Origin of the sequence: Cellulophaga omnivescoria (assembly GCF_027915275.1) — a bacterium.
Lineage (GTDB): Bacteria > Bacteroidota > Bacteroidia > Flavobacteriales > Flavobacteriaceae > Cellulophaga > Cellulophaga omnivescoria.
Genome location: NZ_CP115819.1, coordinates 3,097,964 through 3,113,442 on the forward strand (window position 1 = coordinate 3,097,964; position 15,479 = coordinate 3,113,442).

15 protein-coding genes are annotated in these 15,479 nt (G+C 28.7%); 6 read left to right on the top strand and 9 right to left on the bottom strand.

Annotation, left to right across the window (positions count from 1 at the left end; genetic code table 11):
* Window positions 1-9: 9 nt before the first annotated feature.
* Window positions 10-462, top strand: a complete 453-nt coding sequence (gene bcp, locus PBN93_RS13675) for a thioredoxin-dependent thiol peroxidase (RefSeq protein ID WP_077405625.1) — start codon at window positions 10-12, stop codon at window positions 460-462.
* 41 nt (window positions 463-503) lie between these two features.
* Here the strand turns inward: bcp and PBN93_RS13680 are convergent, their stop codons facing one another.
* Entirely contained in the window at window positions 504-1,949 is a 1,446-nt protein-coding gene (locus tag PBN93_RS13680; protein WP_077405628.1) for a nicotinate-nucleotide adenylyltransferase, read from the bottom strand.
* Between the two features lie 106 nt (window positions 1,950-2,055).
* On the opposite strand from PBN93_RS13680, the gene PBN93_RS13685 reads away from it, so the two are divergent.
* Complete coding sequence (locus PBN93_RS13685) at window positions 2,056-2,805, top strand: MBL fold metallo-hydrolase (protein WP_271080873.1); 750 nt, start codon at window positions 2,056-2,058, stop codon at window positions 2,803-2,805.
* Window positions 2,806-2,816: 11 nt separating this feature from the next.
* The gene (locus tag PBN93_RS13690) at window positions 2,817-3,329 is read left to right on the top strand and encodes a hydrolase (RefSeq protein ID WP_077405634.1); all 513 of its coding nucleotides are present in this window, start codon (window positions 2,817-2,819) and stop codon (window positions 3,327-3,329) included.
* A gap of 69 nt (window positions 3,330-3,398) precedes the next feature.
* Here PBN93_RS13690 and PBN93_RS13695 read toward each other — a convergent pair whose 3' ends face one another.
* From PBN93_RS13695 to PBN93_RS13730, 8 genes are all read right to left on the bottom strand, one after another.
* On the bottom strand, window positions 3,399-4,058 hold the full coding sequence (locus PBN93_RS13695; protein ID WP_077405638.1) for an alpha/beta hydrolase: 660 nt from the start codon (window positions 4,056-4,058) through the stop codon (window positions 3,399-3,401).
* A 1-nt stretch (window position 4,059) separates the two neighbouring features.
* Window positions 4,060-4,383: a hypothetical protein gene (locus PBN93_RS13700; protein ID WP_077405641.1), complete on the bottom strand. Its 324-nt coding sequence runs from the start codon at window positions 4,381-4,383 to the stop codon at window positions 4,060-4,062.
* Window positions 4,384-4,474: 91 nt separating this feature from the next.
* Window positions 4,475-4,894 carry a hypothetical protein gene (locus tag PBN93_RS13705; RefSeq protein ID WP_077405644.1) on the bottom strand — a complete coding sequence of 140 codons (420 nt, stop codon included), beginning with the start codon at window positions 4,892-4,894 and terminating at the stop codon, window positions 4,475-4,477.
* A 69-nt stretch (window positions 4,895-4,963) separates the two neighbouring features.
* Entirely contained in the window at window positions 4,964-6,220 is a 1,257-nt protein-coding gene (locus PBN93_RS13710) for a dihydroorotase (RefSeq protein ID WP_077405647.1), read from the bottom strand.
* Complete coding sequence (locus PBN93_RS13715; protein ID WP_271080874.1) at window positions 6,217-8,139, bottom strand: BatA domain-containing protein; 1,923 nt, start codon at window positions 8,137-8,139, stop codon at window positions 6,217-6,219. The genes PBN93_RS13710 and PBN93_RS13715 overlap by 4 nt, the downstream gene beginning before the upstream one ends.
* Window positions 8,140-8,192: 53 nt before the next feature.
* The gene (locus PBN93_RS13720; protein WP_077405653.1) at window positions 8,193-9,200 is read right to left on the bottom strand and encodes a glycosyltransferase family 2 protein; all 1,008 of its coding nucleotides are present in this window, start codon (window positions 9,198-9,200) and stop codon (window positions 8,193-8,195) included.
* A gap of 4 nt (window positions 9,201-9,204) precedes the next feature.
* The gene (locus PBN93_RS13725; RefSeq protein WP_139344253.1) at window positions 9,205-9,891 is read right to left on the bottom strand and encodes an SGNH/GDSL hydrolase family protein; all 687 of its coding nucleotides are present in this window, start codon (window positions 9,889-9,891) and stop codon (window positions 9,205-9,207) included.
* A gap of 109 nt (window positions 9,892-10,000) precedes the next feature.
* Complete coding sequence (locus PBN93_RS13730; RefSeq protein WP_013622305.1) at window positions 10,001-10,444, bottom strand: hypothetical protein; 444 nt, start codon at window positions 10,442-10,444, stop codon at window positions 10,001-10,003.
* A gap of 263 nt (window positions 10,445-10,707) precedes the next feature.
* Here PBN93_RS13730 and PBN93_RS13735 point away from each other — a divergent pair, with 263 nt between their 5' ends.
* Genes PBN93_RS13735 through PBN93_RS13745 form a run of 3 tightly spaced genes read left to right on the top strand, consistent with a single transcriptional unit; the run spans window position 10,708 to window position 15,470 of the window.
* The gene (locus PBN93_RS13735) at window positions 10,708-11,472 is read left to right on the top strand and encodes a hypothetical protein (protein ID WP_271080875.1); all 765 of its coding nucleotides are present in this window, start codon (window positions 10,708-10,710) and stop codon (window positions 11,470-11,472) included.
* Window positions 11,473-14,241, top strand: coding sequence for a carboxypeptidase-like regulatory domain-containing protein (locus tag PBN93_RS13740; protein WP_077405659.1), 2,769 nt, complete (start codon window positions 11,473-11,475; stop codon window positions 14,239-14,241). It begins immediately after the preceding gene.
* A gap of 5 nt (window positions 14,242-14,246) precedes the next feature.
* Window positions 14,247-15,470, top strand: a complete 1,224-nt coding sequence (locus PBN93_RS13745) for a DUF4249 domain-containing protein (RefSeq protein WP_077405662.1) — start codon at window positions 14,247-14,249, stop codon at window positions 15,468-15,470.
* Window positions 15,471-15,479: the final 9 nt, after the last annotated feature.

A 15,479-nucleotide genomic window follows, 5' to 3' on the forward strand; every position in this document is an offset into this window, starting at 1 on the left:
AATTTACTTATGAATACTTTAAAAGTAGGTGATAAAGTAGCAGATTTTACATCTAAAGATCAAGATGGTAATGCTGTAAGCTTATCTGATTATAAAGGAAAGAAATTAATTGTATTTTTTTATCCAAAAGCAAGTACTCCTGGTTGTACTGCAGAAGCTTGTAATTTAAGAGATAATTATAAAGAATTGCAAGCGCAAGGGTATGAGCTTTTAGGTGTTAGTGCAGATTCTGCTAAAAGACAATCTAATTTTAAAACAAAGTATGAGTTTCCTTTTCCGCTATTGGCAGATGAAGACCATACGGTGTTAAATATTTTTGGTGTTTGGGGTACAAAAAAGTTTATGGGTAAGGTTTACGATGGTATTCATAGAAAAACATTTATTATTGATGAAGATGGTGTAGTAACTAAAGTTATAGACAAGGTTAAAACCAAAGACCATGCAGCACAAATATTAGAATAAAAACATTAAAAAAAGCCACATTTAAAATGTGGCTTTTTCAATTATTTTTTATCTGCCTTACGTACAAATAACTCTTTTCGTTTTATAATTTCGGCAATACCTTCTGGTAACATTTTTTCCCAGTCTTTATCTCCGTTGGTAATTTTCTTTAATACATCTCTAGAGAAGATATGTAATATCTCTGGGTCATAATCAAAGATATCCATTACCTTGCCGTTATACTTAAAGAATTTGTAAAGCTCTTTCATTCTTGGGTGTACTTTAACGTTGTTACTTGTCATAATCTGACCAGTTTCTTCGTTTTTCATTGGGTATAAGTATACCTTTAAATCTTTAAAGAATAATTTGCCAAATGCTTCAAGTATACCGCCACTTAAATGTCTGTAATACTTTTCATCAAAAACCTCTACAAGGTTATTAACACCCATAGTTAAACCAATTTTAGCTTTTGTATAATTATTAAAGTATTCTACAAGTCTAAAATATTCCTGAAATTTAGATATCATTACTGTATGGCCAAGAGAACATAAAAGTTCTGCTCTATCCATAAAATCTTGCTCATCTATTTCTCCACTAGCTTTTAAATTGGCAAGTGTAATTTCAAAAATTACAATAGTTTTGTCAGGGTTTACTGTTTGTTCACTCATAAAAATATTATGAGATTTTTCAAACATATCCATATTTACTTTGGTTACGGGTCTGTAACTACCACGTAGCGCTAGTATATTTTTTTTGTAAAGTACAGCAGCTGGTAAAAGGTTATTACCATCAGGGCCAAACATAACGGCATCCGTCATATCATTCTTAATTAGCTGTAAGCTAATTAGTCTATTGTCTACTTTTTCAAAATTAGGACCAGAGAAATTAATCATATCAATTTCTACAGTATCCTTATCTATATGGTCATAAAGGTATTTAAGTAGTTTACGTGGTTTGTGATATTTGTAAAAGGCTCCATAAATAAGGTTAACACCTAAAATTCCTAAAGTTTCTTGTTGCAACCTAGCTTCGTTTTGCTTAAAACGAACGTGCATAATAATCTCGTCAAACTCTTTCTGGTCTGGATCTAACTGAAAACGGATACCAACCCAACCGTGACCTTTGTATTTTTTGGCAAAATCTATAGTAGCAACAGTGTTTGCGTAAGAGAAAAATAAACGTTCTGGGTGCTTTTCTCTACTAATACGTTCTTCCATTAATCCCATTTCATGAGAAAGCATTGTTTTTAAACGTGCTTGGGTAACATATCTACCATCGTTTTCTACGCCATAAATAGCGTCACTAAAATCTTTATCATACGCACTCATTGCTTTGGCAATGGTTCCAGATGCGCCACCAGATCTAAAAAAGTGTCTGGCAGTCTCTTGTCCGGCACCAATTTCTGCAAAAGTACCGTAGATATCAGGATTTAAATTTATTCTTAGGGTTTTGGCTTTAGTAGAAGGAATATTCTCAAAAGCAAAATCTTTTTTTAAGACTGATGACATTCTTTGTTGTTTTTTACGGTATACAAAGTTAACAAGATAGATTTATCTATTAAATAAATATGTTATAAATTTGATAAAAAAGGCCGAATTGTTAAAAATCACATTTTTGGGTACAGGAACATCTCAAGGAATACCAGTTATTGGTAGTAAACATCCTGTATGTTTAAGTAAAAATCCAAAGGATAAAAGATTAAGAGTATCTGTTTTAATTTCATGGGAAGAGTACAATTATGTAATAGATTGTGGTCCAGATTTTAGACAGCAAATGTTGCAAAACCCTATACCTAGTTTAGATGGTATTTTGTTTACTCATGAGCACTCAGACCATACTGCAGGTATAGATGATATAAGACCATTTTTCTTTAGACAAGGGGATATACCTATATATGCAGATAGCCAAGTAATTGAAGCTCTTAAAAAGCGTTTTGCTTATATTTTTGCAGATATTGACAGGTATCCTGGGGCTCCTGCTGTTGCTATACATGAAATTAAAGAAAATACTCCTTTTAAGTTAGGAAATAAAGTAGCTATACCTATAAAGGCACTACACAATAGGTTAGAAGTATTTGGTTTTAGAATAGATGATTTTGTTTATTTAACAGATGTAAAAAGTATTTCTAAAAAAGAGATTGCAAAATTAAAAGATGTAAAAGTATTGGTGGTAAATGCATTACGTATAGAGGCGCATCATTCTCATTTTAATTTAGAAGAAGCATTAGAGTTTATAAATATAGTAAAACCTAAAACAGCTTACTTAACACATATAAGTCATTTATTAGGTTTTCATGCAGAAGTAGAAAAATCTTTGCCAAATAATGTACATTTGGCCTATGATAATTTAACCATAAACATTTAGAATAATACCAAATGAAAAAGTATTTATATTTATACCTATTTATTTTTGCAGCTTTAATTGCATTATATCAGTTTGTAAGTGCTAATAAAATGATTGATGCTACTAATACGAAGTTTGCTCAGTTACAAGATAAAATTGAGAGTCTTGAAACTAAAAATACTAGACTTGAAGATTCCATACAGCAGTCTACTATTAATATGTTAGATCTTAAATACTTTTTATTAGAAAATAATGATGATGCGTTAACAAGTTTTGATCATTTAAGGTTAGAAAACCCTGCAAGATATATTGAAGATAAACTAATAGAAACCAATGAGTCTAAAGGAGATAATCCGTTAGTGCCTTACGCTGGTATGGAAGGTAATTTTAAAATTAACAAGATAAAAGTTTTAAACCACAAATGGATTATTGCGGATTTTTCTGATGGTAAATATTGGGGTGAATTGTTAATTAAGTATAATCTTAAAGATGATTTAGGAGTGGATTTTACAATGATGGATCATTTATTATACAGAAGAGATTAGTCTTTTTTACAAAAAAAAATAACCCCCTGAATAAAATATTCAGGGGGTTATTTTTTTGTAATATTATTTTTAAATTTTATCAGATAACCATTCTTTAAAAGAATAAAAACCTTGTGGAGAAACACCATGACCAACAGGGTATTCTTCATAAGTACACGCTATACCTAAACCTTTTAAATAATTAGGTGTTTTTTGTGCCCAGCTAATTGGTATTACTTGGTCTACAGTACCGTGAGAAGCATAGATATTTAGTTTGCTAGGGTCTTTATCTGTCCTTAATTTGGCTATTAAATTCTCATTAATATATCCACTAAGTGCAATTACATTTTTTACTTTTTCAGGATAACAAATTGCTGTAGCGTAGCTTAAAATTGCACCTTGACTAAAACCTAAAAGTGTAACATTACTTTCATCTAAATTATAGGCTTTACAGGCCTCATCTATAAAAACAAGTATTTTTTCTATAGATTCTGCGGCTTGCTCGTCATCACTCCATTTTCCTTTTTCCGCATCAAAATTTATGGCATACCAAGCATTACCATATGGTTGCATAGGGTAGGGAGCACGTACAGATATAATGCAAAGCTCTTTTTGTAATTCTGTAGCAAAAGAAAAAAGATCTTCTTCATTACTGCCGTACCCGTGTAGCATAAATAAAACGGGTGTTTTTTCTTGTTCTACAGTTGCTGGTTGTATAATGTGTTCTAAAGATAAAGGTGCTGTAGTCATACTAATTTATAAAAGTGAACCATTTTTGAGAAGCTTTTCCTATAAGCGGAATTGCTTGTTTTTTGTTATTTAACATACCAATAAAACCATAGGTCCATAATACTATGTAAGAGATGTACAAACCAGCCGAAGCATATAAGTTTAACCATTGGCTTATAAATAGCGCAAAACCTAAAAAAAATAAATTTAAACCAAAGTTTTGTCTAATATGAAAACGAGCAAAATCGTGCTTATCATCCATATTCATAGTAATTGCAATTAAGGTGCCTACACCAGTTAGGTAAGCTACTATTGCTGTAGTTTTTCCTTTAGGATTTGTACTCATTATATTTTTTTGTGCAAGGTAAAAATTTTGTAAAAAAAAAGAGGTCTAATTAAGACCTCTTTTTATTTTTTATTATTTGTATTGTAACTTTTTAAAAAAACAATATGCTTGTAACTATTTGCCAAATACCTAATGCAATAGCTGCCATACCTAATTTCCCTTGTAAAGGTCTTAGTTTAGCTAATAAAACTTCTCCTTTTGCTTTTGCTTCTTCATTTTTAGCTAATAAATGTTTGTTTATCATTCCATAACCTAAAATAAATCCTAAAGCAGCCAAAAGTACGTTTACAGCTAGCCAAGTTATCCAGTATATTGGACTGGTAGTTAATATACCTAATCTTAATATACAAGAAATAATCCCCCAGACTCCCCAAATACAAAATGCCAAACCTATCCAACCTTGGTAAGGTGTAATTTTGTCTAATAGTTCTTGGGCATTTGGCTTTTTAGATAATAGTAAAGATGGTGCGGCTAAAATACCTAGTAGTATTAAGGTAATTCCAAAAATCATAATTTATTAATTAGTTGGTTAAAAAAAGTTGACTATCTTTTAGTCTATTTAATAACGCAACTAAATACCTTAAAGTATTGCCAGGCTATCACAATTTAAAATTCCAAAAACTTGACCTTTTAATTTTTCTTTAAAAAACATACAGTTTTTAGCAGTGCTAATAGATGTGTTTTTATCAAAAAAATGCAATGTATCTTCATCAAACAAAGTAAAACAAGCCTTAGCTCCTTCCTTTATTTCTGGCTTTTGTAAGCCGTAACGTTCTCTTCCTTTTGTTAAAATTTGTACAGTAGTTTCTGTGTTAAAAATAGTATTTAACATACCAAATGATGATTCTAGACCAATGGTACCATAAGCTGCATTATCAAATTCAACTTTTTTCTGTTCTATATCTAACGGTGTGTGGTCTGTGGTTACAAAATCTATTGTACCATCTGTTACACCACTAATAAGGGCTTCAATATCTTTATTAGTTCTTAAAGGAGGTAGTACTTTATAAGTGGTATCAAATTCAGTTAATTTTTCATCGGTAAAAAGTAAATTGTGTAATGCTACGCTACAGCTTATATCTAATCCTTTTTTCTTAGCTTCGGCTATTAGTTTAACAGATCCTGCAGTAGAAATTGTAGGTATGTGTAATTTACCACCGGTATATTCTAAAATAAATAAATCTCTGGCTACTTGTAACTCTTCTGCTAATGCCGGAATACCTTTTAACCCTAAACTTGTAGATACTTCACCTTCGTTCACAATTCCTTTTCCTGCAATTTTTGTGTCTAACGGAAAAGAATAAATTAACCCGTTAAAATTTTGTGCATATTGTAGTGCTATTTTTAAAAGGTTAGAGTTGGTTGTAGCTTTTTTATAATCAGAAAACCCAACAGCGCCAGCGTTTTTCATATCATACAATTCCGCTAAATCTACAGTTTCACTATTTACAGTTAATGCACCTAGCGGATGTAAATTTGTTACTTCTTCTTTGGCTTTATCTTTAATATAAGCAAGCGTAGAGCTAGTGTACGGAATTGGATTGGTATTTGTGTTTAAAATAATATCTGTAAAGCCACCTTTAGCAGCAGTTTTTAATCCGTTTGCTATTGTTTCTCTTTCTTCAAAACCTGGTTCTCCAAAACACACACTAGTGTCTAGCCAACCAATAGATATACATAAGTTTTTTTTAGATATAACCTTTGTTTCTTGCTCTGGAGTTATTGCATCTGCAATTTTACTTATAACACCATTTTTAACTAAAATATCTTTAGTTTTTAGGTGAATATCCTTGTTTGAGTTATCAAAAATTTTGGCAGATTTTATTAATATATTCATTTAAAATATTTTTGAATAAGAACTTCTAGTATTACAAAAAACAAAGCAAAAATAACAAACCATTTCCAAAGCTCATGTACCTTTTGGTTATTTTCTAAATTGGTTAATAATTGACTAATACTATTGCTTTCTGTACTATTAATTATAGTGTTAGTGTTTATATATTGTAGTTTACTTTCTTCCCTGTTGTAATTAAAACTTATAGTACCTAAATCTATATTTCCTTTTTTAATAGTGTATATACCCGCATTTTTTGGGGCGTTTGTAAACGTTAATGTAGTTTTGTTGGTAAACGCTTGTTGTTGTGGAATAATTTCAGACTTATCTTTTACAATTTTTAAAACTACATCTTTATCTAATGTTGTTTCTATATCTAAATTAGTAGGTTTATTAATTGTGGAATACAGCTTAGGAATATTAAAACTATTGTAGCCAATGTTGTATATTGTTGGTACTATTAGTGGAGACCCTTTAAAGTTAGAGTTTTCTGTAGATAAACTACTAGTAAAAAAATAAAAGCCATTTGCGCCTAATAAAAAAGGTGATCCGTCTTGATAATTTAAAATTGATGGGGAAGTAGTTGATACAATAAATGAGCTATTAACAGTTGGATACTGAAAGTTTGTAACTCTTTTTTGAAACACATTTTTATATAAATTATGAGAAAAATTAATACCAGTAATTTTACGCTCTATTTTGGTAATTCCTTTAATATTTGTGTTAAAATAATTAAATAGTAATGCATTGTAGTTTTTAGGTTCTACCTGTAAAGAAGGTATTACTAATAAACTACCTCCATTTTTGGTAAATGCAATTAAAGCATTTTTTAATGATTCTGGTATGGAGTTAATCTCATTTAAAACAATTAAGTTTTGACTAGTAATTTTACTGTAGTTTAATTGATTTAGTGTTGTTACAGAAGTCGTAAACTCATCATTAGACAATATTTTATTTAAAAAATTAGTTTCTGTGTTTGAAATTATTAATGCTTTTATTTTTTCTTTTTTATTAATGGTAAAATAAAAGTTGTTGTCGTATAATAAGCCGGCATCAGTAAGCTCTATTCTGCCATTTATTTTTACATTTTTTGGTAACGTAAATTTTACTTTTGCTTTTTTTGTTTTATTAAATGCAGCAGATGTTTTTGCTGTTAAAGTATCATTATTATATAATGCCACAGCAGTATTATTGGCGTTTTTATTAGCAGTTAAATTAGCGCTAAGTTCTATGTTTGTTGCATCTGTATTAGAAACGTATACACTATCTATACTAATATTTGTAAAAGTGTTAGGTTGTTGTTTAACTGTATAAACGTTTATATTTGCTATACTGTCTATTACGGCAGAATTATTTTTTTTCTGAAAATCTGATATAATTATAAAGTCTTTAATACTACTGCCATTACTGCTAAAAAGTGTATTTGCTTTTAATATAATATCTTTTAATTGTAGTTGGTTGCTACTAAACTCTAACGACAACAAATTGTTTTGTATTTCCTTTAAAACAACATTTTTATAAGTATCAGTATTGGTAAAAAGACTAAATTCTTTTTCTTTAGGAGTATTTTTTATGAGCTCTTGTATGGTATTTTGTAAAATACTTGTACCATTATTTGGTGCTTGCATACTAAAAGAATTGTCTATATAAATAATAGTTTCTCTTTTTTTAAATACATCTTTTTTGGCGAAATACGGCTGGGCAAAAGCAATTATTAAAGAAGTAAATAATAAAAGTCTGGTACATAAAAGTAACAACTTTTTTAAGTTTTTAGCTTTTTTAGACTGTGTTTTTACCTTTTGCAAGAGTGCAACATTGGTAAAAGGAGTTTTTTTAAATCTTCGGAGTTGAAAAAGATGAATAAATATAGGAACTAATAGTAAAAATAAAGCCCAAAGAAGATCCGGATATTTAAACTGCATTCCTTAATTTGATTTGTCAAATATAATGAAATTGATGCAAAGCAAATAATACTTTAGCAAAAGAAAAAATAATCTTTTACTGTGTTTAATTTAAGGGTATTAAGGTAAGCCCTTATGCTTGTTTGTTCTTTATGGTTAGCAACAGTAATAATAATTTGCAAATCTTTTACTTCTTTAACTGTTGTAAAGTGTTGTAGTTTTATATTATAAATGTTTTTACCTATTTTTTGTTGGTTGTTACAAACCCAGGTAAAGTTTATATTTTTAGTTTGTAGTTTTTTAGCAATTTCTTTCCCTTTTTTACCAGCACCCCAAACAATTAGATTTTTAGTTGCTTTGTACTCTAGCTCTAAAAAATAATCAAGTTTTATGTCTAAAAAGTAATTTTGAGCGTAATGATCACTAGTTCTAGAGGTTCTTTTACTGTAATCTCTCCATTTATGTAAAATAATATTACAAGGTATACATTTAATATTGTGTTTGTAAAATCTAAATGCTAAATCATAATCTTCAGGATAAGTAGTAGGGTTAAAAGCATCCACCAAATCAAAGTCAGTTTTATGTACCATCCAACACGGAGAAGGTATTACGCATTCTTTATATATTTCAGAATAGTTATTACCTGTTTCGGTTAGCTTGTTTAACCATTCCTCGTACTTTTTATAACCATCATTTACCCCATTTTTAGCAAAATATTTTACTTTACCAATAGCTATATGTTTTGGGCCATTTGTTAATAGTGTAGAGAGCATAACTTCAATCTTATTAGGTAGCATTATATCATCAGAATCCATTCTAGTAATATACGTGCCGCTACTTAACTTATAGGCATATTGTAAGGCACTAATAATACCCTTGCCTGTATTTAATGCAGATTTTATTCTTTTGTCTTTTACAGCGTATTTTTCTAATATAATAGCACTTTTATCTGTAGAGTGATCATTAATTGCAATAATTTCCCAGTTAGTGTATGTTTGAGAAATGATTGAAGAAATACACTCATCTAAAAATTTCTCAACATTTTTAAAAGGAATTAAAATACTTACTAGAGCGTTATGCATAGCACTATTGTTTTAGTGCTTTGGCTATAGCTTCTTCTGCTAAAGGAGCCATAACTTGATATCCTTTTTTATTTGGATGTACGCCATCACCAGAGTGTTCTTTTTTTAGCCCATAGTCTTTGGTAGCCATAGCAGAAAAATAATCTAAATAAATTAAATTATTATCTGCAGCATAAGCTTTTAGTTTTTTATTTAAGGCTGGTATTTTTATATTAGGTTCTTTGTTAGGAGACCAAGGATAATCAAAAGCGGGTAGCGTAGAACAAATAATTACTTTTATATTATTTGTAGTGGCAAGTTCTGCCATACTTTTTATATTATTTGTAATTTCCTCTAGAGTAGTAGGACCAGTATTTCCAGCAATATCATTTGTGCCAGCTAATATTACAACAACTTTGGGTTTTAGGTTTATAACATCTTGCCTAAAACGTATAAGCATTTGAGGTGTAGTTTGTCCGCTTATTCCTCTATTAATAAAATTTTTATTTTCAAAAAAGCTAGGCATCGCATTACTCCAACCTTCGGTTATAGAATTGCCCATAAAAACAACTCTGTTATCACTTTCTGTTGGAGCTTTAAGTTCTTTATTTGCCTGTTTATATTTATTTAAATTAGCCCAATCTTGAGCTTTAGAATTACACGACATAAAAAAACATAAAATTAAAATATAAACAGTATGTACTATTTTCATTTCTTTTTTGCTTGATGAAAACACCAAGGTACTAAAAATAAAAATATAATTAACAAAATTAAATATTAGGGGTAGGTAATCCTTAATATATAATTAAATTTATGCTGTTTTATATTTTTTTAATGTTTGCGTTTAAGCCTTCTACAATACCAAGAATATTATTAATTGTTTCTGTAAAATGATGCTTTATTAAATCATTGGGGATACGAATAGTTGTAAAGCCATTTTTGAAAGAATGCATTGCTTCTTCTAAATCGTTTATTGCTTGTTCATGTGTTAACATGTGGTACTCGGTATCAATTTCTATATTTAGTTTAACTCTAGAAATAGCTATATCTATAGATTTTTTACCGTCCCACCATTCTAGCATTGGTGTTAAGCCTCTTTCTTTAAGACCATAATATAACTGTATAGCTTCTTTAGGCGTATTGTTTTTTATAATAAGCCTGTTTAATCTCACTTGATGCTTTGCACATAACTCAACTCCAAATGCATCAATAGCATTTTTATGGTCAATATAGCTTAGCTCTTTCTTACATTCTAAACATGTCATTAATAGTAGGTTTAATAAGGTTTGGGATTATTATAACCGTGCTTTTTTAGGTTTATTATTTACGTTTCGATGAAATACACACAAGTTTTTGATTTTTAGATGAAATGCACACTTTTTAGACATTAACATGTGGTTTATGCCTGATTCTAATGAAATATAAAATAGTGATGTTTGTTAAATTATTATGAATATTTGTTAAAAATAAGCTAAATTATTGTTGAAAATTTATATTTGAATAGCCAACCAAAGTTATTAGTATACAAATGAATTATAAAACCACACTATACATAGTGTTTATTACTATGTTTACTGTTCCACTTCACTTATGCAGTCAGTCATCAAGTAGTAAACTTACAAAGCACGATGAGGCTATTTATCGATGGTTTGATAAACAAATTGGGTTAGAAAATACATTATTATATAATGGATATTTAGATGATGGAGATGCTTATTTTGAAAAAGAAAATGCTTACAAGGATAGTCATAGGTACTATAATCAGTTTGATTTTTATGAAGGATCATTAATTTATGATAATCAGTTCTTTAATAACATTAATATTAAATACGATTTATTTGAAGAAAGTTTACTACTTACTTTAAAAAACAGTGATAATAATTTAAGAACTATAAGGCCATTAAATAATAAGGTAAAAAGCTTTTCTATTGATGATAAATATTTTGTAAATATTGATTTTTTGGAAAACAATGGTGAGGTATTAAAAGGTTATGCAGAATTATTACTAAATACAGCAAATTTTAATTTTTACAGAAAGCATTTTAAACAAAAAAATGAAGTTTGGTCTACAGGTAAGCTACAATATAAATTTTCTTATAAGTCTCAAGATTTTTTATACTACAAAAATGAGTTTATAAGAATAAATAAAAGCCGGCAATTATTTAAAATTTTTCCTGAATATAAAAAGGTAATTAAGGAATACTCAAACGGAAAAATGAACAATGACAAAAATACTATTGTTCTTTTGAAAAGGTTAAACATGTTAATGAGTAAAAAAGCTAATTCTTTATAGATGAAAAAATTTACTATAATAGTTTTAATACTAATTTTTTGCAATAAAGCATCTTCTCAAGAAAAAGAAAACTTAATTTCTTTAGATTTTAATAGTTCTTCAATAGAAGAGGTTTTAAATAAAATAGAGAGTGTTTCTGAGTATAATTTCTATTTTTCTAATAAATGGTTTCTCAATTTAAAAATATCAGGTAAGTTTAGTGATGCCAACTTAACCACAGTTTTAGATAAAATTTTTGAAAATACAGATTTAAACTATTTTATAATTAATAAAAATGTTTACGTTTTACAAAACAGAGTAATTTATAATAAACTACCTAGTAGCTTTGATGAGCCAATTTATGATAGTATTAGCAAATTAAAACCAAAAGTTAATTTGCAAAATCCTGTTTTTATAAGTAAAAAAAATAAAGATATTGAAAATGATTTTGTAGAAACGATTAGGATTGGAAAGTCCAACTTAAATGATTTAAGGGATAAATTTATTTTAACGGGTTATGTTAAACAACATTCAAGTAAATTACCCTTAGCCGATGTAACTATTTATGTTAAAAATAAAAATATTGGAGTTTCAACAAATAGTAAGGGGTATTATAAATTAGAATTACCTAAAGGAATAAACCTAATAGAAGTTAGCTCTATAGGAGTTAAAAAACAAGTAAAAAGAGTTTTACTGTTTAATGATGGGAATTTAAATTTTAATTTACTTGAAGATGTTGAAGAGTTAGATGAAATTGTTTTAGATGGTGAGCAAGATCAAAATCTAGAAGAGACTTTAATGGGTACATCTGAGGTAGATTCCGAAGAGTCTAAAAATATACCTTTAGTATTAGGGGAAAGAAATATCCTAAAAGTTGCAACAACATTACCAGGTATAACAACAGCAGGAGAAGGAGCTACTGGCTTTAATGTTAGAGGAGGAAAAACAGATCAAAATTTAATACTTTTAGATAACGCTGTTATCTACAATCCATCTCATTTTTTTGGTATTTTTCAGGCTTTAAATCCATTTACTACAAAAAGTCTAAAAGTTTATAAAGGGAGTATCCCTTCAGAATTTGGAGGACGATTGTCTTCTGTTTTTGATATCAAATCCAAAGAAAGTAATGTAAATGATTTTAAAGGAGAGGCATCTATAGGTCCTATCACTAATAATATTGCAGTAGAGATTCCGGTTATAAAAGATAAATCATCATTAATGTTAGGTGGCAGATCTACTTATTCAGATTGGGTTTTAAAATCATTAAATGATGATAATTTAAGTAAAAGTAAAGCAAATTTTTATGATTTAATTGGAAAATATAATTATAAAATTAATGATAATAATGATCTTAAAGCCACTGCATATTACAGTAAAGATGTTTTCAGTATCACTTCAGATTCTTTATATAGTTATAATAATACTTTGTTTTCTTTAAGTTGGGATAATAAGATAAATAGTAAAAATTTAGGAAGTTTATCATTATTCAACACTAACTATGGCTTTAATATAGATTATGAAGGAGAAACAAATAACGATTTTACTTTTGATTATGGAATTAGAGAAACAGGATTTAAATATAAAATAATTTATTTGTACAATAACAAGCACAAATTTAACTACGGTATAACAAGCAAATTATACAATGTAACTCCTGGTAATAAACAACCAATTGGTGAAGATTCTGATGTAGAAACAGTTAGTTTGGATAAAGAAAAAGGGGTAGAATCAGCCATTTTTTTAGCAGATGATTTTGAGGTTAACAATAAATTAATGTTTAATTTGGGGGTTAGATATTCAACTTTTACAGCCTTAGGGAGAAACACTACAAGAGTTTACAGAGAAGGAGAACCTAAAAGTGATGAAACAGTTGAGGAGGAAATAAACTTTGGCAATAATGAAAAAGTTAAAACTTATGGAGGTATTGAAACTAGAATTGCAGCTAGGTATTTGCTAAAAAATAATTTATCTATTAAAGGTAGTTATAATAAAATGTATCAATACATACATACTTTATCAAATAATACAACAGGATCTCCAATTGATACCTGGAAATTATCTGACTATAATATAAAACCACAAAAAGCAGAACAATTTACTTTGGGCCTATATAAAAATATAGATGGAAATGATTACGAAATTAGTTTAGAGGGTTATTATAAATTATCTAAAAATGTACCCGATTTTAAAACAGGAGCCCAACTAAATTTAAATGAAAATATTGAAACTGAAATTTTACAAGGAAAAGGAAAGGCCTATGGTGTAGAATTTTTAGTGCGTAAGAATTCAGGAGATGTTAATGGCTGGTTAAGTTATACGTATTCTAAATCTTTAATACAGTTAAACAGTAAATATCCCGAAGAACAAGTAAATGGCGGAGATTATTTTCCTGCTAATTATGATAAACCTAACAATTTTAATTTAGTTTCCAATTACAAAGTAACAAGGCGATTTAGCTTTTCTGGAAATTTTACTTATCAAACTGGTAGACCTGTAACATATCCAACAGGTAATTTTACATATCAAGGATCTAACTATACAACCTATAGTGAACGTAATAAATTTAGAATACCAGATTATTACAGACTAGATTTAAGTTTTAATGTAGAGGGAAATCACAAACTTAAAAAAATAGGTCATAGTTTTTGGAATATTTCAATCTATAATGTTTTAGGAAGAAATAACCCATATTCTGTTTATTTTGTTACAGATAATGGAGAGGTAAAAGCTTATAAAAGTTCAATTTTTTCTATTCCAATACCAACAATAACGTATAATATAAAATTTTAAACTTTATGAAAAATTATATAATAAAACAATACAGAGTTGTACACACACTTTTAGTTTTATGTATTTTATTAATTGGTTGTATAGAAGAGTTTACACCAGAAACAAAGGACTACGAGAGTCTTTTGGTAGTTGAAGCAGTATTGACAGATGAATATAAGTATCAAAAGGTAAAATTAAGTAGAACCTTTAAGTTTGAAGAGGAAGGAGCTAAAAAAGAAGAAGGTGCTGAAATTTTTATTTTAGATAACTTAAATAATAAGTATAATTTTAGTGAATTAGAGCCAGGTGAGTATGTGTCTGATGTAGCTTTTAAAGCAGAAAAAGAAGAATATCAATTGTTTATTAAGACAGCAAATGGTAAAGAATATGTATCATCGCCAAATACATTAAGTGAGGGGAGTGGTATTACTAACTTATTTGGCAAAATAACTACAAACTCAGACAAAGTAGAGGGTGTTTCTTTTGTTGTTAATGTTCAGGAAGCTTCTGGTGATGCAAAATACTATAGATACGAGTACGAAGAGACACATAAAATAATTGCCCCGTGGTATAGAAATAGAAGGGCTGTGATAGTTTCTGAAAATCCGCCTCAAATAGAAATAGAATACAAATCTGATCAAATTGGAAAAATTTGCTATAGTACAGCCATATCCTCATCTATGATTATAGCTTCAACAGAAGGTTTAAATAATGGTCAATTAGTGGATTTTCCAATAAGATTTCTAGAAAGAGATGATTATAAGATTTCCAACCGTTATTCAATCTTGGCAAAACAATATGTTATATCTAGAGAAGCTCATACTTTCTATAAAACTTTAAATGACTTATCTAGTTCAGAGAGTTTATTTTCTCAAATACAACCCGGATTTTTAAAAGGAAATATAGAGAATATTAATGATGAAAGTGAAAAGGTAATAGGATTTTTTGAGGTTTCATCTGTATCCTCCAAAAGGATATTTTTTGAGTATAATGATATTTTTACAGATGAGGTTTCAAGGGCTAAATATCCTTTTAGTTGTTCTTTTATTGCACCTGAAGAAATTAACAGGGTAATTAATATTATTAAAAATAAGTCACACACATGGGTAACTGATGAACCAGAACTTTGTTCAATAGAATTTTGTCCTTACGGTAATATTGAATCCGGACCTAATGTATATGTTTCAATTGCTTGTGGAGATTGTACCGTTTTTAGTAGTAGTATTGTCCCAGATTTTTGGGAAGATTAAAAAAAAAGA

What these genes read in the sequence shown, in the direction of transcription:
- PBN93_RS13690 (WP_077405634.1), top strand. Translation starts at nt 2,817, where the DNA reads ATGAAAAAGTATTTATATTTATACCTATTTATTTTTGCAGCTTTAATT.
- PBN93_RS13735 (WP_271080875.1), top strand. Translation starts at nt 10,708, where the DNA reads ATGAATTATAAAACCACACTATACATAGTGTTTATTACTATGTTTACT.
- PBN93_RS13740 (WP_077405659.1), top strand. Translation starts at nt 11,473, where the DNA reads ATGAAAAAATTTACTATAATAGTTTTAATACTAATTTTTTGCAATAAA.
- PBN93_RS13745 (WP_077405662.1), top strand. Translation starts at nt 14,247, where the DNA reads ATGAAAAATTATATAATAAAACAATACAGAGTTGTACACACACTTTTA.
- bcp (WP_077405625.1), top strand. Translation starts at nt 10, where the DNA reads ATGAATACTTTAAAAGTAGGTGATAAAGTAGCAGATTTTACATCTAAA.
- PBN93_RS13730 (WP_013622305.1), bottom strand. Translation starts at nt 10,444, where the DNA reads ATGACATGTTTAGAATGTAAGAAAGAGCTAAGCTATATTGACCATAAA.
- PBN93_RS13705 (WP_077405644.1), bottom strand. Translation starts at nt 4,894, where the DNA reads ATGATTTTTGGAATTACCTTAATACTACTAGGTATTTTAGCCGCACCA.
- PBN93_RS13725 (WP_139344253.1), bottom strand. Translation starts at nt 9,891, where the DNA reads ATGAAAATAGTACATACTGTTTATATTTTAATTTTATGTTTTTTTATG.
- PBN93_RS13715 (WP_271080874.1), bottom strand. Translation starts at nt 8,139, where the DNA reads ATGCAGTTTAAATATCCGGATCTTCTTTGGGCTTTATTTTTACTATTA.
- PBN93_RS13695 (WP_077405638.1), bottom strand. Translation starts at nt 4,058, where the DNA reads ATGACTACAGCACCTTTATCTTTAGAACACATTATACAACCAGCAACT.
- PBN93_RS13680 (WP_077405628.1), bottom strand. Translation starts at nt 1,949, where the DNA reads ATGTCATCAGTCTTAAAAAAAGATTTTGCTTTTGAGAATATTCCTTCT.
- PBN93_RS13720 (WP_077405653.1), bottom strand. Translation starts at nt 9,200, where the DNA reads ATGCATAACGCTCTAGTAAGTATTTTAATTCCTTTTAAAAATGTTGAG.
- PBN93_RS13700 (WP_077405641.1), bottom strand. Translation starts at nt 4,383, where the DNA reads ATGAGTACAAATCCTAAAGGAAAAACTACAGCAATAGTAGCTTACCTA.
- PBN93_RS13710 (WP_077405647.1), bottom strand. Translation starts at nt 6,220, where the DNA reads ATGAATATATTAATAAAATCTGCCAAAATTTTTGATAACTCAAACAAG.